Below are 20,266 nucleotides of genomic sequence, written 5' to 3' on the forward strand. Positions count from 1 at the left end.
GCCCGGCGAGTTGTCCACAGGGTTGTCCACAGGTGGACAAGATCAGTGGAGGGCGGCTGCGGCGCTGGTCAGCGCGGCGAACGCCTCGCGCATCCGCCACGCGCTCCGGTCGCGCGGACCGATCGGGTTGGAGACCGTACGCAGCTCGGCGAAGGGCACACCGGCCTGGGCGGCGGCGACCGCCACGCCGTACCCCTCCATGGCCTCGGCCACCGCGTCCGGGTGCCGTTGCGCGAGCGCCGCCGTGCTCGCGGCGGTGCCGGTCACCGTGCTCACGGTGAGTACCGTGCCGACAGTCGCCCCCGGCAGGGCGCCCCGCAGCCCGGCCAGCAGGCCCGGGTCGGCGGGCACGATCCGGCCGCCGCCCAGCAGCTCGGGGGGCATCCCCAGGTCCTCGACCGGGATGAACCCGCCGGGCGACTCGGCGCCCAGGTCGGCGGCGACACTGCGGTCGGCGAGCACCGTGCCGCCCACCGCGACCCGGCCGACGAAGCCACCGGCGATGCCGGCGCTGACCACCGCCCGGTACGGCCGCCCGGCCGCCTCGGCCAGCGCAAGCAGCCGTGCCGTGGCGGCAGCGGCGACGGCCGGCCCGACCCCGACCGGCAGCACCGTCACGTCCGGCGGTGCCGTCCCGTCCGGCGCGGCGGATGCGGTGAGGCCGGCACGGATCGCCTCGGCCTCGGCGGGTACCGCCGTGACCACGAGCAGCCCGGTCACGCCACCGGCCCCCGTGGATCCCGTCGCTCGGTGTCCTCGACGCCGCCGGAGCCGCCCACCGACGAGGAGGGCCGGTAGATGTGGAAGCCGGGCGGCGCGAGCCCGTCGTCGTCCGGCGGGCCGGCACGCTGGGGCGCCGGTGACGTGGGCGCCGGGTCGTCGAACGAGGTGGTGGCCGGTTCCGCGGCCCGGGTGGCCTGCTCCGCCGCCAGTTCCTCGTCGCCGAGCGGCCGGCCGACCAGGTGCTCGCCCCGCAGCTTGCCGGCGACCAGCACGCCACGTACGGCCACCAGCGCGGCCACCACGGCGGCGACGGTCACCCCGATCAGCCCGGTGAACGGCACCAGCCCGAGCCCGCCCCCGGCTACGAACGCGAGCATCAGCGCGGTCTCCGAGTGCGCGAACGAACTGGCCCGCAGCCGCTCCGGGATCCGTTCCTGGATCGAGGCGTCCACCGTCAGCTTGGCGATCCCGCTCATCATCGCCGCCACCAGGCAGAGCAGCGCCACCATGGGCAGGGAGAACTTCAGCGCGGCGAGCACCGCCACGCCGGCCACCACTATCGTGCCGCTGGACTGGAGCGCGGTGGGCCGGTGGATGCGCAGCCGGGTGCCGATCGCGGTGGCCAGGAACGTGCCGACGGCCAGCGCGCCGCCGACCAGGCCCAGCGCGCCCTGGGCGCCGAGGTCACGGCCGAAGAAGTCGGTGGTCAGGTCACCGGCCTTGATGGCGAAGGCCAGGAAGAGCAGCAGGAAGCCGTAGAGCCCGCGCAGCGCCGCCGCGCCGATCAGCGTGGCGATCACCAGGCGGCCCGCCGGGGTGTCCCGGCCCAGCGGGCGCTCGCCGTCACGGCGGCGCATCGCGCGCAGCGGGTGCGGCATCCGCTCCGGCGGCTCGGAGTCGGCCTTCGGCGGCAGCCGCAGGGAGATCACCATGCCGACCAGGAAGATCACCGACGCGACCCGCAGCGGCCACTGCGGCCCGAACCAGAACGCGGCCAGCCCGATCGGCGCGACGAGCGCGCCCGCCACCGTGCCGTAGACGCTCGCCCGCGCCCCGACCTGGGACAGTCCCAGGCCCTCGGGCAGCAGCCGGGGGACCGCTGCCGAGCGGGCCACGCCGTACGCCCGGGAGAGCGCGAGCACGCCGAACGCCGCCGGGTAGAGCCCGAAGCCGCCGATGTAGTCGGAGATCAGCCAGGCCAGGAACGCGCGGCCGAGCATGGTGGTGGCCAGCGCGTACCGCCGGCCGTGGCGGAAGTGGTCGAGCAGCGGGCCGACCACCGGGGCGAGCATGGCGAACGGGACCATGGTCACCAGCAGGTAGAGGGCGACCTTGTTGCGTGCCTCGCCCAGCGGCACGTCGAAGAAGATCGTCCCGGCCAGGCCGATGGCGATGAGCGTGTCGCCGGCGCAGGAGAGGGCGTGCAGGTCGAACAGCCGGACCATGCCCACCTCGTTGCCGGCGCTGCGGGCCCGGGCGGTGCCGGCGCGGCGGGTCATCCAGCGCCCGCCGTGCAGAGACCCGCGCAACAGCAGCCGGGTGGCGCGGATGCCGGTGCCGACGGTCCGCCCCAGAAAGGAGCGGCCGGAGCGGGAGGACAGCGCCATGCGTCCCATCCTCGCCCATTCGATCCACGCGCGCCGCATCACCCGCGGAGAACGACTCCGGGGAGTGCCTGTCACCCGTGGACCGGCATGGGGAACAATGGTCCGGTGACCAGGCCCGCCTCCGCCCGCGCTCCCCGGCTCGACCAGGTCTGCGCCGCCGCCGTCGAGGTGGCCCGCGACGCCATCACCGAGGTGGAGCCGACAGACATCGGCGACCATCTCCAGGCCGTCGCCGAGGGCGACCGGGTCGTCACCCACTACTTCGAATGCCGGATGGCCGGTTACCGCGGCTGGCGCTGGGCCGTCACGGTGACCCGGGTGCCGCGCAGCCGGCACGTCACCATCTGCGAGACGGTGCTGCTGCCCGGCCCGGACGCGCTGCTCGCCCCGGGCTGGTTGCCCTGGCAGGAGCGGCTCAAGCCGGGCGACCTGGGCCCGGGCGACCTGCTGCCCACCCCGGCCGACGACGAGCGGCTCGCGCCCGGCTACCTGCTCTCCGACGACCCGGCGGTCGAGGAGACCGCCTGGGAGCTGGGGCTGGGCCGGGCCCGGGTGCTGTCCCGGGAGGGGCGCGCCGAGACCGCCCAGCGCTGGTACGACGGTGACCACGGCCCGGACGCCGCGATCTCGACGGCCGCGCCGGCCGCCGCCCGCTGCGGCACCTGCGGTTTCTACCTGCCGCTGGCCGGGGCGCTGCGACTGGCCTTCGGCGCGTGCGGCAACTTCTACGCGCCCGACGACGGCCGGGTGGTCAGCGCCGACCACGGGTGCGGCGCGCACTCGGAGACGCTTGTGGAGACGCCCGAGACGCCCGTCGAGGAACTGCCCACCGTCTACGACGACAGCGCGGTCGAGGCCATGACGGTCAGCCGGGCCCCCGGGTCGGTCGAGGCGTCCGAGCCGGCGGAGCCGTACGGCCACCCCTGACCGGTCAGCGCGGCCGCTGCGCGGCGGCCCCGCGTCGGCGACGCCGGTTGGCGTCGTGCCGCATCATCACCGCCAAGCCGGGAAAGCCCCACAGAAAACCGGCCAGGCAGGTCCAGAGCCAGTTCTGACGCCCGGACTCGGTGAGCCAGTCCCGGAAGAAGATCAGTAGCACCAGACCGGCCACCGCCCAGGCGATCAGCCCGGCGACGGCGAACGGCACCATCGGCGGGTCGAGCGGCTCCGGCCGCGGCTGTTGCTCCTGTGACACCGGCCCAGCCTACGTGATCGTTCTTCCCTGCCCGCCAGGTGATCTGGGACGATGCGCGCGACAAAACCCGGCCGATGACCAGATGAGGAACCATGTCCATTGCTCCACCGCCCGATCACGGCACTCCGCCCGATCCCGCGCATCCACGTAACGGCTTCGACCGCTTCTTCCTGATCTCGGCACGCGGGTCCACGCTGAGCCGGGAGCTTCGGGGCGGTTTCGCCACGTTCTTCACGATGGCGTACATCGTGGTGTTGAACCCGCTGATCCTCGGCAGCGGGAAGGACGGCGACGGCCGTTCGCTGGCCATTCCGGCGCTCGCCGCGGCGACCGCGCTGGTCGCCGGCCTGATGACCATCCTGATGGGCGTGGTGGCCCGGTTCCCGATCGCGCTCGCGGCCGGCCTGGGTGTGAACGCGCTCGTCGCGTACGAGATCGCGCCCCAGATGACCTGGGCGGACGCGATGGGCCTGGTGGTCATCGAGGGTGTGCTGATCGGCATCCTGGTGCTCACCGGACTGCGTACCGCGGTGTTCCGGTCGGTGCCGACGCAGCTCAAGACCGCGATCGGCGTCGGCATCGGTCTGTTCCTGACCATCATCGGCCTGGTCGACGCCGGCTTCGTCCGGCGCGTGCCGGACGCCGCGAACTCCACCGTGCCGGTCGGGCTGGGCATCAACGGCAAGATCGTCAGCTGGCCGATGCTGGTCTTCGTGGTCGGCCTGCTGATCACGCTGGTCCTGGTGGTACGCCGGGTCCGGGGCGCGATCCTGATCGGCATCCTCGCCTCCACCGTGCTGGCCATCGTGGTCGAGGCGATCGCCAACGTCGGCCCGTCCTTCGTCGACGGCAAGCCGAACCCGAAGGGCTGGGCGCTGAACGTGCCCGAGCTGCCGAAGCAGATCGTGGACGTGCCCGACCTGTCGTTGCTGGGCCAGTTCAACGTGCTGAACTCGTGGAGCCGGGTCGGCTGGCTGGTGCCGCTGATGTTCATCTTCACGCTGCTGATCACGGACTTCTTCGACACCATGGGCACGATGGTCGCGATCGGCCAGGAAGGGGACATGCTCGACGAGACGGGCACCCCGCCGAAGGCCAAGGAGATCCTGCTCGTCGACTCGATCGCCGCCGCGGCCGGTGGCGCCGCCTCGGTGTCCAGCAACACGTCGTACATCGAGAGCGCCGCAGGTGTCGCGGAGGGCGCCCGGACCGGCGTGGCCAACCTGGTCACCGGCAGCCTGTTCCTGCTGGCCATGTTCCTCGCGCCGCTGTCGTTGATCGTGCCGTTCGAGGCCGCGTCGACGGCCCTGGTGGTGGTCGGCTTCCTGATGATGACGGCGGTCCGCACGATCGACTGGACCGACTACGAGATCGCCATCCCGGCGTTCCTCACCATCGCGCTGATGCCGTTCACCTATTCGATCTCCAACGGCATCGGGGCCGGCGTGATCAGCTTCGTGCTGCTGAAGGTGGCGAAGGGTAAGGCCCGGGAGGTCCACCCGCTCCTGTACGGGGTCGCCGCGCTGTTCATCGTGTACTTCCTGCGCGGGCCGGTCGAGTCCGTGTTGCTCTGACGCTGGTGAGCCTGGTCATAACGCGTGTCGTTAGCCAGGCTCATTAGTTAAGCTAACTACCGTGACGGAGCGGACGGTGACGGCGAAACGCGTGCCACCGGCGCAGCTGGCCCCTCAGCTGCGAGATGCGATCACCCGGCTCAACCGGCGGGTCCGACAGGCCCGGCCGGTCGGCGACCTCACAGTCACCCAGCTGTCGGCGCTCACCAGCCTCAACCTGGCGGGCGCCCTCACACCACGGGAACTCGCTGATGTCGAACGGGTGCAGCCGCCCACGATGACGAAGATCGTCGCGAAGCTGGAGGAGCGGGGCCTCGTGCAACGCACCCCCCACCCGACCGACGGACGGCAGGTCATCCTGGCGGCTACCGAAGGGGGACGGGCCGTACTCGACCAGTTCGAGCGGGCCCGCAACGAGTGGCTGGCCACCCGGCTGGCCGAGCTCACCGAGGACGAACGCGAAACGCTACGGCGCGCCGCGGACATCCTCCAGGGCATCGCTCGCGCCTGACACCGCCGCCCGCGGTTCGCTTCGTCAGCTGTGGATGAAGCGTACCGACGCAAGGAGGCGCACCTAGAGTGCAGGCCAAATTGAGCACGATGTTCCAGTCCCTACGGGTCCGTAACTACCGACTCTTCGCCACCGGGCAGCTGATCAAACTGATCGGCGTCTGGATGATGTTCATCGCCCAGGACTGGCTCGTGCTCGAGCTCAGCGACAACTCGGCGACCGCGCTCGGCGTGGTCACCGCGTTGCAGTTCACGCCCGTACTCCTGCTCACGCTGCTCTCCGGACGGCTCGCCGACCGCTACGACAAGCGGATGCTGCTCTTCGTCGCCAACGCGTTCTGGACCGTGCTCGCGCTGGCCATGAGCGTCCTGGTCCTCACCGGCCTGGTGCAGCTCTGGCACGTCTTCACGTTCGCCGCCCTGCTCGGCGTCTCCAACGCGATCGAGACGCCGGTCCGCCAGGCGTTCGTCTCCGAGCTGGTCGGCATGCCGCTGCTGCCGAACGCGCTCTCGCTCAACGCGGCAGTGTTCAACTCCGCCCGGATCGTCGGCCCCGCCGTCGCCGGCCTGGCCATCGCCGCCGTCGACGTCGGCCCGGTCTTCCTGGTCACCGCGCTCAGCTCGATCGCCCCGCTGGTCAACGTGGTCCGGATGCGTACCGAGGAACTGCACCGCAAGGACCTGCCGCCGGTCGGCGAGCGGGACCAGGCCCGCGTGGTCGACGGCCTCCGGTACGTGGCACGCCGCCCCGACATCCTGCTGCCGATGGTCCTCATGTCGGTGATCGGGATGAGCCTGTTCAACTTCCAGCTCACCCTCGCCGCGCTCGCGAAGACCGTGTTCAACACCGGCGCCGCCTCGTTCGGCCTGTTCAGCACCGCGCTCGCGGCCGGTGCGCTGGTCGGGGCGCTGGCCGGCACCGGACGGCGCAGCCGGCCCTCGGTCTGGCTCGTGCTCGGCGCCGCGATCGGCTGCGCGGTCTTCGGCACGCTCGTCGGGCTCGCCCCGGCGTACTGGCTGGTCGTGACGCTGCTGCTGCCCGCCGGGTTCTTCATGATCTACTTCGCCCAGGCCGCCAACCAGCGCGTACAGCTCGGTGTCGACGCCTCCTTCCGGGGACGGGTGATGGCGCTGTGGGTGCTGGTGTTCCTGGGCACCAACCCGGTCGGCGCGCCGCTGATCGGCTGGGTCGCCGAGAAATACGGCGCGGGCGCGAGCATCTGGGCCGGCGGTCTGATCTCGCTCACCGCCGCGCTGCTGGCGCTCACCTGGCAGCTGCGCCGCTCCGGCGCGCGGCTGCGGATGCGGGTGCTCCCGATGCCCCGCTTCTACGTCGTGTCGCCCGGAGCCAAGTAGCCCCGATAGCCGGTCGTACCGGCCCGATTACCCAAACGGGTGGCGGGCCGGTGCGGCAGGGCTTAGCGTCGATGTGTGGAAGTGGGGCAGGGACTGCTGCTGGCGCTGGCGATCCTCGCCGTCTGCTGCCTGCCCGCCCTGTTCGCGCTGCTGTTCTGCGCTGACGAGATCATCGACCGGGTCGCGTGCGGGTGGGCCGAGTGGCGGGAGCAGCGCCGGGAACGCCGTACCATCGCGCGGCTCGACCGGGCCATCGAGTCCGAGGCGCTGACCCGCGACATCGACCTCACCGAGTTCGACCGGGACGGCCGACGGCCGCTGGACCAGCTCGCCACCGACCTGCGCCGCCTCGGCGGCCACCGGCTCGCCGCCAACGACCGCAGCGTGGTGTGGCACGGCGCGGTCATCGAGGCGTACGACGAACGGCTGTGCGCCGCCTGCCGGGCGCTCGGCATCGACGAGCACCTGGCCGAACTGGACGGCGTCGACCGGGAGATCGAACGGGTACGCGTCGAAGGGCTGCTGCACGCCGCCGGGCTGACGTTGCCGGCTGCCCGCGCCGCGCACCACCAGCGGCACCGCTGACCTGGTGCGTCTCTTCGCGGCGATCTACCCACCTGCCGTGGCGGTCGCCGACCTCACCGCCCGGGTCAAGGGCCTGCGGGTCGCGGCCGCCCGCCACGCCCGGCTGGCCGACCCGGCGGACCTGCACCTCACGCTGGCCTTCCTCGGCGAGGTGCCGGACGTCCGGCTCCCCGACGTGAAGCACGCGCTCGCCTCGGCCGCCCGGACAGCTCGTACCCCACTGCTGCGCCTCGCGGGCGGCGGCAGCTTCGGTCAGGGCCGGTCCACAGTGCTCTGGGTCGATGTACGCGGCGACGTCGAGGCGCTCGACGCGCTCGCCCGCTCGATCCGCGGCGGGCTGCGCGAGGCCGGGCTGCCCTGCGACGACAAGCCGTTCCGGGCGCACCTGACCATCGCCCGCCCCGGTGACCGGGTGCCCGAGGCCGACCTCCACGCCGACCGGGACACCCTCAACGGGTACGCCGGCCCACAGTGGTCGGCCGGTGAGGTGATGCTGACCCGCAGCCACCCGGGCCGTACGCCCCGCCACACGCGCATCGCCGCGTGGGCGCTCGCGCCGGCGCGTTGATGCGGGCGGCGCGTTAATTCGGCGGCGTGTTAAGAAGGGGGCCCTTCTCTACCTGAGGCGTTAAGAAGGGGCCCTTCCTTTCACCAGGCCCAGGCCTCGGGGCCGGGGCCGCCGTTGCCTACGGGCGGGAACAGCTCGTCCAGGCGGGTCAGCGTGGGCTCGTCCAGGTGGACGTCGAGCGCGCCGAGGTTGCGGTCGAGCTGGTCCATCGTGCGCGGGCCGACGATCGGGGCGGTCACACCCGGACGGGACAGCAGCCACGCCAGCGCCACATCGGCCGGGTCGTGGCCCAGGTCGGCGCAGAGCTTCTCGTACGCCTCGATGGTGCTGCGGTGCTCGGCCAGCGCGTCGGCCGAGCGGCCCGTGGTGCCGCGCGCCGCGCTGCCCTCGGCCATCTTGCGGATGATGCCGGAGAGCAGCCCGCCGTGCAGCGGCGACCACGGGATGATGCCCAGCCCGTAGTGCTGCGCGGCCGGCACGACCTCCAGCTCGACGTACCGGGTCAGCAGGTTGTAGATGCACTGCTCGGAGACGAGGCCGAGGAAGTTGCGCTTTCCGGCTGCGGCCTGCGCCTGCGCGATGTGCCAGCCGGCGAAGTTGGACGAGCCGACGTAGAGCACCTTGCCCTGCGCGACGAGCGTCTCCATCGCCTGCCAGATCTCCTCCCACGGCGTGGTCCGGGAGATGTGGTGCATCTGGTAGAGGTCGATCGTGTCGGTCTGGAGGCGGCGCAGCGAGTCCTCGCAGGCCCGGATGATGTGCCGGGCGCTCAGGCCCTGCTCGTTGGGCCACTCGCCCATCTTGCCGTACACCTTGGTGGCGAGGACGACCTTGTCGCGGCGCCCGCCGCCCTGCGCGAACCAGCGGCCGACGATGTGCTCGGTGACGCCCTCACCGAGCTTCCAGCCGTAGACGTTCGCGGTGTCGAAGAAGTTGATCCCGTGTTCGAGCGCCCGGTCCATGATGGCGAAGCTGTCCGGCTCGTCGGTCTGCGGACCGAAGTTCATCGTGCCGAGGCAGAGTCGGCTCACGGACAGGCCGGTGCGTCCCAGGTTCGTGTACTCCATGGCTCCACCCTGGCACGCCGGCACCTGGAGTGCCCTCTCAACGAGCCAGGGTGGAGCTTGCGGATCAGGAGGATTCGCGGGCCGCCGGGCCGGTGCCGAAGAGCACGTCGTCCCAGCTCGGCAGCCGCTTGCGCGGCTTGCCACCGGCCTCGGTGGACTCGCCGCCCGCGCCGCCGGTCGCCGCCGCGGCACCGGTGCGCCGCGGCCGCAGCACTGCCAGCGAGGGTACGGCCGGGATCTCCTTCGGCGCGTCCGAGTCGTCGTCGAAGGCCGAGCCCTGCCCGCCCCCGAGCAGCGCGGCGGCGCCACCGGCGACGGCCCGCTGGCGGGGCGCCTCCTGCGCGGCCGGGGAGCGGGTGTCGAGACCGCGCCCGGACGTGCCGCCGAGCGGCCGGTCGAGCGCGTCGAGCAGCGCGTCCCGGCCGGCGCGGATCGGGTCACGCCCCGGACGGGCGTGCTCGGAGGCGGCCGGCAGGCCGTGCCCGCCCCGGCTCGGCTCGCCACGCGACGGACCGGGCAGCGCGTGACCGCCCCGCTCCGGCGCCGGCTCCTGGCCGAGGATCGGCGTGGGCCGCTCGGCGCAGAGGTATTGCGCCATGTCGTCGTGCGGGGCGACGTTCTGCCGGGTCTTGTCCAGGTCCCACACCGCCTGCGCGGTGGCCTTGCCGGACGGCCAGGTCGCGATGATCCGCCAGGTGCCGTCGTCGCGGCGGTAGGCGTCCCACGAGATCTTCTCGGTGTCGATGCCGTGCTGGGCCAGCCGGCCGTTGACGACCTCGGCCAGCGGGGTCGGCTTCTCCGCGCCCTTCAGCCGGGTGCGGCGGGCGTGCTGGGCGAGCATGGCCCGCTCCTGGAGCACCGGGCCGGCGTAGCGCAGCACCCGGTCGACCGGCACGCCGGCGATGCGGGCGACGTCCTCGGCGGACTCACCGGAGCGGATGCGGGCCTGAATGTCCCGTGGGGACAGCGACGGCGTCGGGTCGGTGGCGCTCGGCACCACCGCGAGCGGCGGGGCGCCCGGCTCGGCGTGCAGCGCCGACGCGATCCGCTCGTCGATGGGCAGCGCCAGCAGGCGCCCCACCTCGTCGGCGAGCACCAGGGCCTGGCCGTCCTCGGAGAGGGCGACGAAGCGTACTGGGCGCATGGGCTTGCCTCCGTCCCGCTTCGCTGGCCGTCACGCCACGGGAGCCGGCCACCCGGGCGTCTCGCACCACCGTACGCTCATCTACCCGCCGATGGGGACTGCGACACCCCGGCATGTCGTGACTGAGCTGCGGTAATGATCACGGTGGGTGGCCGCCGGAGCCCTGACGGCCACGCACCGTGACGGCGTGATCAGAGTCGCTCGACCACGTAGTCGATGGACGCGGTGAGCGCCTCGACGTCGGCCGGCTCGACGGCCGGGAACAGCGCCACCCGCAGCTGGTTGCGGCCCAGCTTGCGGTACGGCTCGGTGTCGACGATGCCGTTCGCGCGCAGCACCTTGGCGATCGCCGTGGCGTCCACCCCGTCGGCGAAGTCGACGGTGGCGACCACGTTGGACCGCAGCGCCGGGTCCGCCACGAACGGGGTGGCGAACGACGAGCGCTCGGCCCAGCCGTACACGATGCCGGCGCTCTCGGCGGTGCGCTTGGCCGCCCAGGCCAGCCCGCCCTGGGAGTTCATCCAGTCGGTCTGCTCGGCGGCCAGGAAGATGGTCGCCAGCGCCGGGGTGTTGTACGTCTGCTCCAGCCGCGAGTTGTCGATCGCGGTGACCAGGTCGAGGAAGGCCGGGATGTAGCGGCCCGACTCCTTGATCTCGGTGGCCCGGGCCAGCGCGGCCGGCGACATCAGGGCCAGCCAGAGGCCACCGTCGGAGCCGAAGCACTTCTGCGGCGCGAAGTAGTAGACGTCGGTCTGGGCGACGTCCACGTCCAGGCCGCCCGCGCCGGAGGTGGCGTCGACCAGCAGCAGCGAGCCCTCGTCGGCGCCCGCCACCCGGCTGATCGGCACCGCGACACCGGTGGAGGTCTCGTTGTGCGGGGTGGCGTAGACGTCCACGCCGGCCTCGGCGACCAGCGTCGGGGCGCTGCCCGCGTCGGACTTGCGCACGGTCGGCTCACCGAGGAACGGTGCGTCCTTGACCGACTTGGCGAACTTGGCGCCGAACTCGCCGAAGCTGGCGAACTGGGCCCGGTCACGGATCAGGCCGAACGTGGCGACCTCCCAGAACGCGGTGGTGCCGCCGTTGCCGAGCACCACCTCGTACCCCTCGGGGAGGGAGTAGAACTCGGCCAGGCCGCGGCGCAGCCGGGCGACCTGGTCGCGGACCGTCTTCTGCCGGTGCGACGTGCCCAGGTAGCTGGTGGCGACGTCGGCCAGGGCGGAGACCGCGGCCGGACGGACCTTGGACGGCCCGCAGCCGAATCGTCCGTCGGCGGGCCTGATCTCGTCGGGAATCCGGATGGTCGGTGCGTCAGCCACGGTCTTCAAGATCCTTCCGCATGGGCGAGAGGTGAGCTGGCAGGGCGCGGACGAGGTGCTGCCGCGTGGCGGCGGGCGTCCGAGCCCGTTCCGGCGACACTGCCACGGCCATCCTCGCACCTGTCCGGGCACGTCCGGCGGGCTGTCCCACGCCGGTCGGTGAGGCGTCCGCCACACGGGCCGCGAGCCGGTCCCGGAAATGCCGGAGCCCCGCTCCACCGGCAGGGGAACGGGGCTCCGGGCGAAAAAGTCAGACGCCGTGCGGGATGGCGTCCCAGCCCTCGACCTCCTGCGGCTTGCGCGAGCCGGGGCCGACGTACGTCGCCGACGGGCGCACCAGCCGCTGGAGCTTCTTCTGCTCCAGGATGTGCGCCGACCAGCCGCCCATCCGCGCGCAGGTGAACATCGAGGTGAACATGTGCGCCGGCACCTCGGCGAAGTCCAGCACCACCGCCGACCAGAACTCGACGTTGGTGGCGAGGACGCGGTCCGGGCGGCGGGCCTGCAGCTCGGTCAGCGCGGCCTTCTCCAGCGCCTCGGCGACCTCGAAGCGGGGCGCGCCCAGCTCCTTGGCGGTACGCCGCAGCACGCGGGCGCGGGGGTCCTCGGCCCGGTAGACCCGGTGGCCGAAGCCCATCAGCCGCTCGCCCCGGTCGAGCACGCCCTTGACGTACCCGTCGGCGTCGCCGCTGCGCTCGACCGCCTCCAGCATGCTGAGCACCCGGGACGGGGCGCCGCCGTGCAGCGGGCCGGAGAGCGCGCCGATGCCGGAGGAGATGCAGGCCGCGGCGTCCGCGCCGGTGGAGGCGACGATCCGGGCGGTGAAGGTGGAGGCGTTCAGGCCGTGCTCGGCGGCCGAGATGAAGTACGCGTCGACGGCCTTGACGTGCCGCGGGTCGGGCTCACCCCGCCAGCGCTTCATGAACCGCTCGACGATGGTCTCCGCCTTGTCGATCTCCTTCTGCGGCACGGCCGGCAGGCCCAGGCCGCGCGCCGACTGGGCGACGAAGGACAGCGCGGTGACCGACACCCGGGCCAGGTCCTCGCGGGCCTGCTCGTCGGAGATGTCGAGAAGCTGGCTGAGCCCCCAGTACGGCGCCAGCATGGCGACCGCGGACTGCACGTCGACGCGGATGTCACCGGAGTGCACCGGCACCGGGAACGGCTCGGCCGGCGGCAGGCCCGGGCCGAACCGGCCGTCCACCAGCAGCGCCCAGACGTTGCCGAACGAGACCTGGCCGATCAGGTCCTCGATGTCCACGCCCCGGTAGCGCAGTGAACCCCCCGCGCGGTCGGGTTCGGCGATCTCGGTCTCGAAGGCTACGACGCCCTCCAGGCCCGGTTTGAAATCGGACATGTCGTCTCCTGGCTTCGGCTCGGCGCGCCCGGGCGGGCTGATCGAGCCCCGCAGCTCAGGCGACCCTTCAGGGATGTGGTTCGGAACATCTTGCCCGGTGGGTAACAGACTGCGCGACCCACAGCCACTGTGCGCCACACGACATCCCCGCCGCTGGCCGTCGGTGAGAGAGGGAGAAGACTGGGTACCGGGGCCTGGCCAGCGTCGGGGGACGCCGGCACGCCCGGGAGAGGGACGAGCACAGTGACAGGCGACACACCCGCACCGGCCGGTATGCGTAACGAGTACGCCGCCGACCTGGGCCTGACCGAGGCGGACCTGGCGCCGGACTGGCACACCCAGTTCGCCCGCTGGTTCGCCGACGCGGTGGCACATCCGCTGCCCGAGCCGAACGCGATGGTGCTCGGCACCGCCGACGCCCGGGGCCGGCCCAGCGGGCGCACCGTGCTGCTCAAGGGGTACGACCCGGAGGGCTTCGTCTTCTACACCAACCACGGGTCGCGCAAGGGCGCCGAGGTGACCGGGAACCCGTGGGCCAGCCTGGTGTTCCCCTGGTTCCCGATGCAGCGGCAGGTGACGGTGACCGGCCGGGTCGAGCCGGTGGACCGGGCCGAGACCGAGGCGTACTTCGCCGGCCGGCCGCGCGGCTCGCAGCTCGGGGCGTGGGCCAGCGCCCAGTCGACGGTGGTGCCGGACCGCGCCGCGGTCGACGCCGCGTACCGGGCGGCGGCGGAACGGTTCGCCGACGTGGACCCGATCCCCGCGCCGCCGCACTGGGGCGGGTTCCGGGTCCGGCCCGAGACGGTCGAGTTCTGGCAGGGCCGGGCCAGCCGGCTGCACGACCGGCTGCGCTTCCGGCGTACCGGGAACGGGGTTTTCGTCGTCGAGCGGCTCGCGCCGTGACCGACGTCACGCAGGCCCGGCGGCGGGGTGCGCGCCGCTGGGCGATCGACCTGCGCCCGCTGCGCGTGCCCGCGTACCGGCGGGTCTGGACCGGCAACGCGATCGCGATGTTCGGCTTCCAGTTCACCGCCGTGGCGGTGCCGGTGGTGATGTTCGACCTGACCGGCGGCTCGCTCTGGGTCGGTCTGCTGGGTATCGCCGGCTTCGTGCCGTTGCTGCTCTTCGGGTTGTGGGGCGGCGCGGTCGCCGATGCCCGGGACCGCCGCCGGGTGCTGCTCGTCGGCGGTTGCGTGCTCTGGGCCTCGACGCTCGGGCTGCTGGTGCAGTCGCTGGCCGGCGTGCGGAGCCCGCTGCTGCTCCTGCTGCTCGTCGCCCTCCAGTCGACCGCCTTCGCGATCACCTCACCGGCCCGCAGCGCGATCCTGCCCCGGCTCGTGCCGGCCGAGCTGGTCCCGGCGGCAACCACGCTGAACTTCACCACGTTCACCGCCGCCGCCGTCTTCGGCCCGCTCGCCGCCGGCCTGATCTTCGCCGGGTGGGAGGTCGGGACGGCGCTGCCCATCGCGTACGCGGCGGACGCGCTGCTGTACACGGCGGCGCTCTGGGCCACGCTGCGGCTGCCCGCGATGCCGCCCGCGCCGGACCCGGACGGCGGCGTCCGCAAGGCCGGGCTGGCCAGCATCGTCGACGGTTTCCGCTACCTGGCCACCACGCGGGTGCTGCTGCTGTCCTTCGCCATCGACCTGATCGCGATGATCCTGGCCATGCCGCGGGCGCTCTTCCCCGAGCTGGCGCAGGAACGCTTCGGCGGCGCCTCGGCGGTGGGCTGGCTCTACAGCTCGATCGCCATCGGCGCGATGCTGGGCGGCCTGACCTCCGGGTGGATCGGCCGGGTCCGCCGGCAGGGCCTCGCGCTCACCGTGGCGGTGGTGGGCTGGGGCGTCGCGATCGCGCTCGCCGGGCTGGCCGGGCAGTTGTGGGTGGCGGTGGTGCTGCTGGGCGTCGCCGGCGCCGCCGACCTGGTCAGCGCCACGCTGCGCCAGTCGATGCTGCTGGTCTACGCGCCGGACCGGATGCGGGGCCGCCTCCAGGGCGTGAACACCGTCGTGGTTGCCGGTGGCCCGCGTCTGGGCGATCTGCGGGCCGGCGCGACGGCCGCCGGGTTCGGCACCGGCGTCGCCATGGTCGGTGGTGGCCTGGCCGCCGCCGTACTCGCGGTGTTGCTGGTGGTGGCGTTCCCGGCGCTGCTGCGCTATCGCTCGACCACCCCCGCCGAGGAGCGCCACTGACGGTAGGGTCGCCGACATGGGGATCGACGTGCAGCCACCGTCCGGTACACAGTGGACCATTTCCGCCGACGGCCACGAGGCCGTCGTGGTCGAGGTGGGCGGCGGGCTGCGGGCCTACCGGCACGACGGCGTGGACTACCTCGACGGGTACGCCGAGGACGAGGTCTGCCCCGGCTCGGCCGGTCAGGTGCTCGCGCCCTGGCCGAACCGGATCCGGGACGGCGTCTACTCGTTCGGGGCGCGGTCGTTCCAGCTCGACCTCACCGAGCCGGAGCGGCACAACGCGCTGCACGGCCTGGTGAACTGGGCGCGGTGGCAGCTGATCGAGCAGTCGGCCCAGAGCGTGACGATCGGCTACGACCTGCCGCCCAGCCCCGGCTACCCGTGGGCGCTGCGGCTGCGGGCCCGGTGGAGCGTCGGCCCGGACGGGCTGCGGGCCGAGCACGAGGCGACGAACCTGTCCGGCGAGCCGGCGCCGTTCGGCTTCTCCGTGCACCCCTACCTGCAACTGCCGAAGGCCGGCGTGGACGGGATTCGGCTGCACCTGCCGGCCCGGCGGCGGGTGCTGGTGGACGGCCGCCTGCTTCCGGTCGGTGCGACCGAGGTGACGGGCTCCGAGTTCGACTTCACCAGCCCGCGCCCGATCGGCGACCTGGTCCTCGACACCGCCTTCGGTGACGTCGAGCGGGACGCCGACGGCGGCTCGGCGGTGACGCTCGGCTCGCCGGACGGCTCGTCCGGGCTGCGGATCTGGGCGGACCGCGAGTTCGGCTGGTGGCAGGTGTTCACCGGCGACACGCTCGGCGGGGAACGGCACCGCCGGTCGGTGGCGGTCGAGCCGATGACCTGCCCGCCGGATGCGTTCCGCTCCGGCAGGGACGTCATCACGCTGGAGCCGGGGCAGACCTGGCGGGGCGCCTGGGGCGTCCGGCCGGAGGTCTGAGCGTGGAGTTCGCCGAGGTAGTCCGCCGCCGCCGGATGGTGCGCAACTACGACCCCGACCGCCCGGTGCCGCCGGAGGTGGTGGACCGCCTGCTGGACCACGCGGTCCGCGCGCCGTCGGCCGGGTTCGCCCAGGGCTGGGGCTTCCTGGTGCTGGAGGAACCCGAGGACCGGGAACGGTTCTGGGCGGCGACCACGCCCGGTGGCGGCGGCCGGGAACGCTGGCTGGCCGGGATGCGCCGGGCGCCGCTGATCGTGGTGCCGCACGCCAACCGTGACGCCTACCTGGACCGCTACGCCGAGCCGGACAAGGGCTGGGCGGACCGCGCCGAGGACCGCTGGCCGGTGCCCTACTGGTACGTGGACACCGGCTTCGCGGCGCTGCTGATGCTGCTCACCGCCGTGGACGAAGGGCTGGGCGCCTGCTTCTTCGGCATTCCGCCGCAGCGGATCGAGGCGTACCGGGAGGCGTTCGGGGTACCGCCGGAACTCAGCCCCGTCGGAGCCATCACAGTGGGTTATCGGGTCGTCGACCATCGGTCACCGTCGCTGCGTAGAGGGCGGCGTCCGGTGCAGGATGTGGTGCGGCGGGGACGGTGGACCTGAGCGGTTAGGCTGACATCCACATCGTCAGCCGGGCCTGGGGGAGGAGAGCACGCCGTGATCTTCAGGGCGGTCCGGGACGGGCGTCCCTACCCGGAGCACAACCTCACGCTGAAGCAGTGGGCCGAGATCCCGCCGCGCCCGCTGCGGCTGGACCAGCTCATCACCACCAAGCGCGAACTGGCGCTGGACAAGCTGCTCGCGGAGGACTCCACCTTCTACGGCGACCTCTTCCCGCACGTGGTCCAGTGGAACGGCGGCCTCTACCTGGAGGACGGCCTGCACCGGGCGCTGCGCGCGGCGCTGCAGCAGCGCAACCAGATCCACGCGCGCGTGCTGGTCCTCGGCGACCAGGGCGAGTGACGCCCGGCTGAGCCTTGGTTAAGGTGACGCCATGACTCCTCTGGACCTGCTCGACATCGATGCGTCGCTCAGCGAGGAGGAGCGGCAGATCCGCGCCGTCGTGCGCCAGCTCGTGACCGACCGGGTACGCCCGCACGTCGCCGGCTGGTACGAGGACGGCCAGGTGCCGGCCCGTGAGCTGGCCCGCGAGTTCGGCAAGCTCGGCCTGCTCGGCATGCACCTGACCGGGTACGGCTGCGCCGGCGCGTCCGCGGTCGCGTACGGGCTGGCCTGCCTGGAACTGGAGGCCGGCGACTCCGGCGTCCGCTCGCTGGTGTCGGTGCAGGGATCGCTGGCCATGTACGCCATCTGGCGCTTCGGCAGCGAGGAGCAGAAGCAGCGCTGGCTGCCCGCCATGGCGGCCGGCGAGGCGATCGGCTGTTTCGGGCTCACCGAGCCCGACCACGGCTCCGACCCCGGCTCGATGGCCACCCGGGCCCGCCGCGACGGCGACGACTGGATCCTCAACGGCAGCAAACTGTGGATCACCAACGCGCCGATCGCCGACGTGGGCGTGATCTGGGCGCGCACCGACGAGGGCGTGCGCGGCTTCGCCGTACCCATGGACACGCCGGGGGTGACGGCGCGCGAGATCCGGCACAAGATGTCGCTGCGCGCGTCACTGACCGGCGAGATCGCGCTCGACGACGTCCGGCTGCCGGCGGACGCGCGACTGCCCGAGGCGATCGGGCTGAAGGCGCCGCTGGGGTGCCTGACCGAGGCCCGGCACGGCATCGTCTGGGGCGCGCTCGGCGCGGCCCGCGACTGCCTGGAAACCGCATTGGAGTACGCGACCACGCGCACCCAGTTCGGCCGCCCGCTCGCCGGTTTCCAGCTCACCCAGGCCAAGCTCGCCGACATGGCGGTGGAGTGGAACAAGGGGATGCTGCTCGCGCTGCACCTGGGCCGTCTCGCCGACGCCGGCTCGCTGCAGCCCCACCAGGTGAGCGTGGGCAAGCTGAACAACGTCCGGGAGGCGCTCGCCATCGCGCGGCAGTGCCGCACGATCCTCGGCGCGAACGGAGTCTCCGGCGAGTACCCGGTGATGCGGCACGCCAACAACCTGGAGAGCGTGCTCACCTACGAGGGCACCTCCGAGATCCACCAGCTCGTCATCGGCCAGCGGCTGACGGGCCTGTCCGCGTTCGCCTGACCTGCGGTTTCACCCGATCGGGACGCTCGGCGAGCGACTGTCGCACGGTGGCCGTACCGTCTTTGTCAGTCGATGTGTCGGACGAGGACGGTGAGGGCGATGGCCCGCGACGGTGACATCAACGAGCCCACCCGGGAGTTCCCGGACTACCCCACCAGCGAGTCCCTTCGCGACCGGGCGGAAGGCTCGCCCGACCCGGGCCGCGATCCCGATCGCGAGCCCGGTCCGGGCGCCCCGGCGTCGGGCGGCGGCGCGGCTCGTGGCCTGCTCTGGGTGCTCGGCGCGGCGGCGCTGGCGGTGGTGGTGCTGCTCGGCGTGCAGGCCACCGGTCTGCTGCCCGACTTCCGCAACCCGTTCGCCAAGGAGCAGACCGACCGCAGCCAGCCGCCGCTGCTCAAGTCGATCCGCGACCTGAGCCGCTACGTCGCCGCCGAGGGCAACTTCCAGGTCGTGGTCGACGTGCAGAACGACCGGCGCAACGTGCCTGACTTCCTGCTCAACGAGCGCACGCTGTTCGTCGGGGCGGGGCGCGTCGAGGCGTACGTCGACTTCGCGAAGATCGCCGACGGCGCGGTGACGGTCTCCGAGGACGGCAAGTCCGCCGAGATCAAGCTGCCCGCGCCGCAGCTCGGCGAGACCGACCTGGACATGGACAAGAGCTACGTCTTCGCCCAGCAGCGCGGCCTGATCAACCGGCTCAACGACCTGGTGGCCGGCGACCCCAACCGGCAGCAGCAGATCTACAAGCTCGCCGAGGACCGGATCACCGCGGCGGCCCGGGACAGCGGGCTCGCCGCCCGCGCCGAGGAGAACACCCGCAAGATGCTGGAAGGGCTGCTGCGGTCCCTCGGCTACGAGAAGGTGACAGTCACCTACACGGCACCCTGATCTTCGTGCGCTGACGCCGCGCGCCCGCCCCGGTCGTCCGGGGCGGGCGCGTCGCGTGTGTGCCGGTGTCCCGGCTCGTGTCGCGTCAGCGGGTGGCGAGGTAGCGGTCCTCGTTCGGCATCAGGACCCACAGGATCAGGTAGATGATCACCTGCGTGCCGGGCAGCAGCAGCGACAGCAGGAACAGCAGCCGGACCATGCCGGCCGACATGCCGAACCGCTGCCCCAGGCCGGCGCAGACACCGGCGATCATGCGCCCCTGGCGGGGCCGGACCAGTTTGCGACTCATCGTCGTCTCCCACTTCTGCGGCGATCCGCCGCGCTGATTCCACGGTAGAGAGGGGTGCGCGCCGCGCCCTCGGCCCCGAGGATGATCGGCGACCCGGGCACCCGTAGGTGCATACCCCGGACCGTCCCCACCGACTCACCGCGGAGACTCCCGGGTCGCCGCCGCGGTTTCCGGTCCGAGGTGGTCCCGCAGTCACGGGTCGGGGAACTGCGGTTCCTGCTTAGCGCTTCCGGTCAGCTGGCCACACCATCAGCCCTACCTCCCGCCCTCTCCCGCTCCCCCTCCCGTCTCCCGTCTCCCGCCTTCCGTCTCCCGCCTTCCGCGATCTTGCACTTGAGGCCCTCGACGTGCCCTATTTGCTCTGGATTGACGGGGCGGGAAGTGCAAGATCGCGGCAGTTGACGGGGTGGCGTGCGGTGGGAGCCGCGCTCGGTCGCGTGTTGCGGCGAGTGGCGTTCCGTGGTGCGGGACTGGCGTTCCGTTGAGTGGGATTCGTGGAGATCTTGGAAGGAAAGGGTCCCTATGGGGGCCGTTTGGTTCCAAGATCTGCCGGGAGCCGGGAGCCGGGAGCCGGGAGCCGGGAGCCGGGAGCCGGGAGCCGGGAGCCGGGAGCCGGGAGCCGGGAGCCGGGAGCCGGGAGCTGCTCTCCCGCCGCGCTGTGCGGCGATCTTGGAGTTGTGGTGGTTCACGAAGGTCGTAAATGCCGCCATCCGGGCGCCACAACTCCAAGATCGACGGGGGGAGTGGGGGCCGGATGGCGGCATTTACGACCTTCGTGAACCACCACAACTC

At 72.6% G+C, this 20,266-nt stretch carries 21 protein-coding genes; 13 read left to right on the top strand and 8 right to left on the bottom strand.

The window, feature by feature from the left end:
• Nucleotides 1-42: 42 nt before the first annotated feature.
• The gene (locus tag BAW75_RS27735) at nt 43-720 is read right to left on the bottom strand and encodes a futalosine hydrolase (RefSeq protein ID WP_104115470.1); all 678 of its coding nucleotides are present in this window, start codon (nt 718-720) and stop codon (nt 43-45) included.
• Nucleotides 717-2,330 (bottom strand): MFS transporter, encoded by a 1,614-nt coding sequence (locus BAW75_RS27740; RefSeq protein WP_104115471.1) that lies wholly within the window; start codon nt 2,328-2,330, stop codon nt 717-719. The genes BAW75_RS27735 and BAW75_RS27740 overlap by 4 nt, the downstream gene beginning before the upstream one ends.
• 87 nt (nt 2,331-2,417) lie before the next feature.
• Between BAW75_RS27740 and BAW75_RS27745 the strand changes: the two genes are divergently transcribed.
• Entirely contained in the window at nt 2,418-3,257 is an 840-nt protein-coding gene (locus BAW75_RS27745) for a DUF3027 domain-containing protein (RefSeq protein ID WP_043327164.1), read from the top strand.
• A gap of 4 nt (nt 3,258-3,261) precedes the next feature.
• On the opposite strand, the gene BAW75_RS27750 is transcribed toward BAW75_RS27745, so the two are convergent.
• Nucleotides 3,262-3,525, bottom strand: coding sequence for a DUF2530 domain-containing protein (locus BAW75_RS27750; protein ID WP_064448808.1), 264 nt, complete (start codon nt 3,523-3,525; stop codon nt 3,262-3,264).
• Nucleotides 3,526-3,617: 92 nt separating this feature from the next.
• On the opposite strand from BAW75_RS27750, the gene BAW75_RS27755 reads away from it, so the two are divergent.
• The 5 genes from BAW75_RS27755 to thpR all read left to right on the top strand — a co-directional run bounded on the left by BAW75_RS27755 (nt 3,618) and on the right by thpR (nt 8,118).
• The gene (locus BAW75_RS27755; protein WP_043327162.1) at nt 3,618-5,099 is read left to right on the top strand and encodes an NCS2 family permease; all 1,482 of its coding nucleotides are present in this window, start codon (nt 3,618-3,620) and stop codon (nt 5,097-5,099) included.
• A 61-nt stretch (nt 5,100-5,160) separates the two neighbouring features.
• Nucleotides 5,161-5,610: a MarR family winged helix-turn-helix transcriptional regulator gene (locus BAW75_RS27760; RefSeq protein ID WP_030503565.1), complete on the top strand. Its 450-nt coding sequence runs from the start codon at nt 5,161-5,163 to the stop codon at nt 5,608-5,610.
• Between the two features lie 68 nt (nt 5,611-5,678).
• On the top strand, nt 5,679-6,965 hold the full coding sequence (locus tag BAW75_RS27765) for an MFS transporter (RefSeq protein ID WP_104115473.1): 1,287 nt from the start codon (nt 5,679-5,681) through the stop codon (nt 6,963-6,965).
• Between the two features lie 75 nt (nt 6,966-7,040).
• Nucleotides 7,041-7,550: a hypothetical protein gene (locus BAW75_RS27770; protein WP_104115475.1), complete on the top strand. Its 510-nt coding sequence runs from the start codon at nt 7,041-7,043 to the stop codon at nt 7,548-7,550.
• A gap of 4 nt (nt 7,551-7,554) precedes the next feature.
• Nucleotides 7,555-8,118 (top strand): RNA 2',3'-cyclic phosphodiesterase, encoded by a 564-nt coding sequence (gene thpR, locus BAW75_RS27775; protein WP_104115477.1) that lies wholly within the window; start codon nt 7,555-7,557, stop codon nt 8,116-8,118.
• An 80-nt stretch (nt 8,119-8,198) separates the two neighbouring features.
• Here thpR and BAW75_RS27780 read toward each other — a convergent pair whose 3' ends face one another.
• From BAW75_RS27780 to BAW75_RS27795, 4 genes are all read right to left on the bottom strand, one after another.
• A complete protein-coding gene (locus BAW75_RS27780) occupies nt 8,199-9,185 on the bottom strand; it encodes an aldo/keto reductase (protein WP_043327155.1) in 987 nt (328 codons plus the stop codon).
• 64 nt (nt 9,186-9,249) lie between these two features.
• Complete coding sequence (sepH, locus tag BAW75_RS27785) at nt 9,250-10,329, bottom strand: septation protein SepH (RefSeq protein ID WP_104115478.1); 1,080 nt, start codon at nt 10,327-10,329, stop codon at nt 9,250-9,252.
• A gap of 191 nt (nt 10,330-10,520) precedes the next feature.
• Nucleotides 10,521-11,648 (bottom strand): phosphoserine transaminase, encoded by a 1,128-nt coding sequence (gene serC / locus BAW75_RS27790; RefSeq protein WP_043327151.1) that lies wholly within the window; start codon nt 11,646-11,648, stop codon nt 10,521-10,523.
• Between the two features lie 250 nt (nt 11,649-11,898).
• The gene (locus BAW75_RS27795) at nt 11,899-13,005 is read right to left on the bottom strand and encodes a citrate synthase 2 (RefSeq protein ID WP_104115480.1); all 1,107 of its coding nucleotides are present in this window, start codon (nt 13,003-13,005) and stop codon (nt 11,899-11,901) included.
• A 273-nt stretch (nt 13,006-13,278) separates the two neighbouring features.
• On the opposite strand from BAW75_RS27795, the gene pdxH reads away from it, so the two are divergent.
• The 7 genes from pdxH (at nt 13,279) to BAW75_RS27830 (ending at nt 19,185) form a co-directional block, all read left to right on the top strand.
• Nucleotides 13,279-13,908 (top strand): pyridoxamine 5'-phosphate oxidase, encoded by a 630-nt coding sequence (gene pdxH / locus BAW75_RS27800; RefSeq protein WP_208635324.1) that lies wholly within the window; start codon nt 13,279-13,281, stop codon nt 13,906-13,908.
• Nucleotides 13,905-15,197 carry an MFS transporter gene (locus BAW75_RS27805; RefSeq protein WP_104115484.1) on the top strand — a complete coding sequence of 431 codons (1,293 nt, stop codon included), beginning with the start codon at nt 13,905-13,907 and terminating at the stop codon, nt 15,195-15,197. Before pdxH ends, BAW75_RS27805 begins: the two co-directional genes overlap by 4 nt.
• A gap of 16 nt (nt 15,198-15,213) precedes the next feature.
• Complete coding sequence (locus tag BAW75_RS27810) at nt 15,214-16,140, top strand: aldose 1-epimerase family protein (protein ID WP_104115485.1); 927 nt, start codon at nt 15,214-15,216, stop codon at nt 16,138-16,140.
• Between the two features lie 2 nt (nt 16,141-16,142).
• On the top strand, nt 16,143-16,745 hold the full coding sequence (locus BAW75_RS27815; RefSeq protein ID WP_064448802.1) for a nitroreductase family protein: 603 nt from the start codon (nt 16,143-16,145) through the stop codon (nt 16,743-16,745).
• A gap of 54 nt (nt 16,746-16,799) precedes the next feature.
• Nucleotides 16,800-17,105, top strand: coding sequence for a type II toxin-antitoxin system VapB family antitoxin (locus BAW75_RS27820; protein WP_013283726.1), 306 nt, complete (start codon nt 16,800-16,802; stop codon nt 17,103-17,105).
• 31 nt (nt 17,106-17,136) lie between these two features.
• On the top strand, nt 17,137-18,297 hold the full coding sequence (locus tag BAW75_RS27825; RefSeq protein WP_104115486.1) for an acyl-CoA dehydrogenase family protein: 1,161 nt from the start codon (nt 17,137-17,139) through the stop codon (nt 18,295-18,297).
• A gap of 99 nt (nt 18,298-18,396) precedes the next feature.
• The gene (locus BAW75_RS27830) at nt 18,397-19,185 is read left to right on the top strand and encodes a DUF4230 domain-containing protein (protein ID WP_043327138.1); all 789 of its coding nucleotides are present in this window, start codon (nt 18,397-18,399) and stop codon (nt 19,183-19,185) included.
• A gap of 85 nt (nt 19,186-19,270) precedes the next feature.
• Here the strand turns inward: BAW75_RS27830 and BAW75_RS27835 are convergent, their stop codons facing one another.
• Nucleotides 19,271-19,474 carry a PspC domain-containing protein gene (locus BAW75_RS27835; RefSeq protein ID WP_030503550.1) on the bottom strand — a complete coding sequence of 68 codons (204 nt, stop codon included), beginning with the start codon at nt 19,472-19,474 and terminating at the stop codon, nt 19,271-19,273.
• Nucleotides 19,475-20,266 lie beyond the last annotated feature (792 nt).

The sequence above is a fragment of the Micromonospora chalcea genome (assembly GCF_002926165.1).
Taxonomy (GTDB): Bacteria; Actinomycetota; Actinomycetes; order Mycobacteriales; family Micromonosporaceae; genus Micromonospora; species Micromonospora chalcea.

Bases quoted from the DNA above. Each gene is read 5' to 3' on its own strand.
- BAW75_RS27740 (WP_104115471.1), bottom strand. From the start codon at position 2,330: ATGGCGCTGTCCTCCCGCTCCGGCCGCTCCTTTCTGGGGCGGACCGTC.
- BAW75_RS27745 (WP_043327164.1), top strand. From the start codon at position 2,418: ATGGGGAACAATGGTCCGGTGACCAGGCCCGCCTCCGCCCGCGCTCCC.
- BAW75_RS27755 (WP_043327162.1), top strand. From the start codon at position 3,618: ATGTCCATTGCTCCACCGCCCGATCACGGCACTCCGCCCGATCCCGCG.
- BAW75_RS27780 (WP_043327155.1), bottom strand. From the start codon at position 9,185: ATGGAGTACACGAACCTGGGACGCACCGGCCTGTCCGTGAGCCGACTC.
- sepH (WP_104115478.1), bottom strand. From the start codon at position 10,329: ATGCGCCCAGTACGCTTCGTCGCCCTCTCCGAGGACGGCCAGGCCCTG.
- BAW75_RS27795 (WP_104115480.1), bottom strand. From the start codon at position 13,005: ATGTCCGATTTCAAACCGGGCCTGGAGGGCGTCGTAGCCTTCGAGACC.
- pdxH (WP_208635324.1), top strand. From the start codon at position 13,279: ATGCGTAACGAGTACGCCGCCGACCTGGGCCTGACCGAGGCGGACCTG.
- BAW75_RS27810 (WP_104115485.1), top strand. From the start codon at position 15,214: ATGGGGATCGACGTGCAGCCACCGTCCGGTACACAGTGGACCATTTCC.
- BAW75_RS27825 (WP_104115486.1), top strand. From the start codon at position 17,137: ATGACTCCTCTGGACCTGCTCGACATCGATGCGTCGCTCAGCGAGGAG.
- BAW75_RS27830 (WP_043327138.1), top strand. From the start codon at position 18,397: ATGGCCCGCGACGGTGACATCAACGAGCCCACCCGGGAGTTCCCGGAC.
- BAW75_RS27835 (WP_030503550.1), bottom strand. From the start codon at position 19,474: ATGAGTCGCAAACTGGTCCGGCCCCGCCAGGGGCGCATGATCGCCGGT.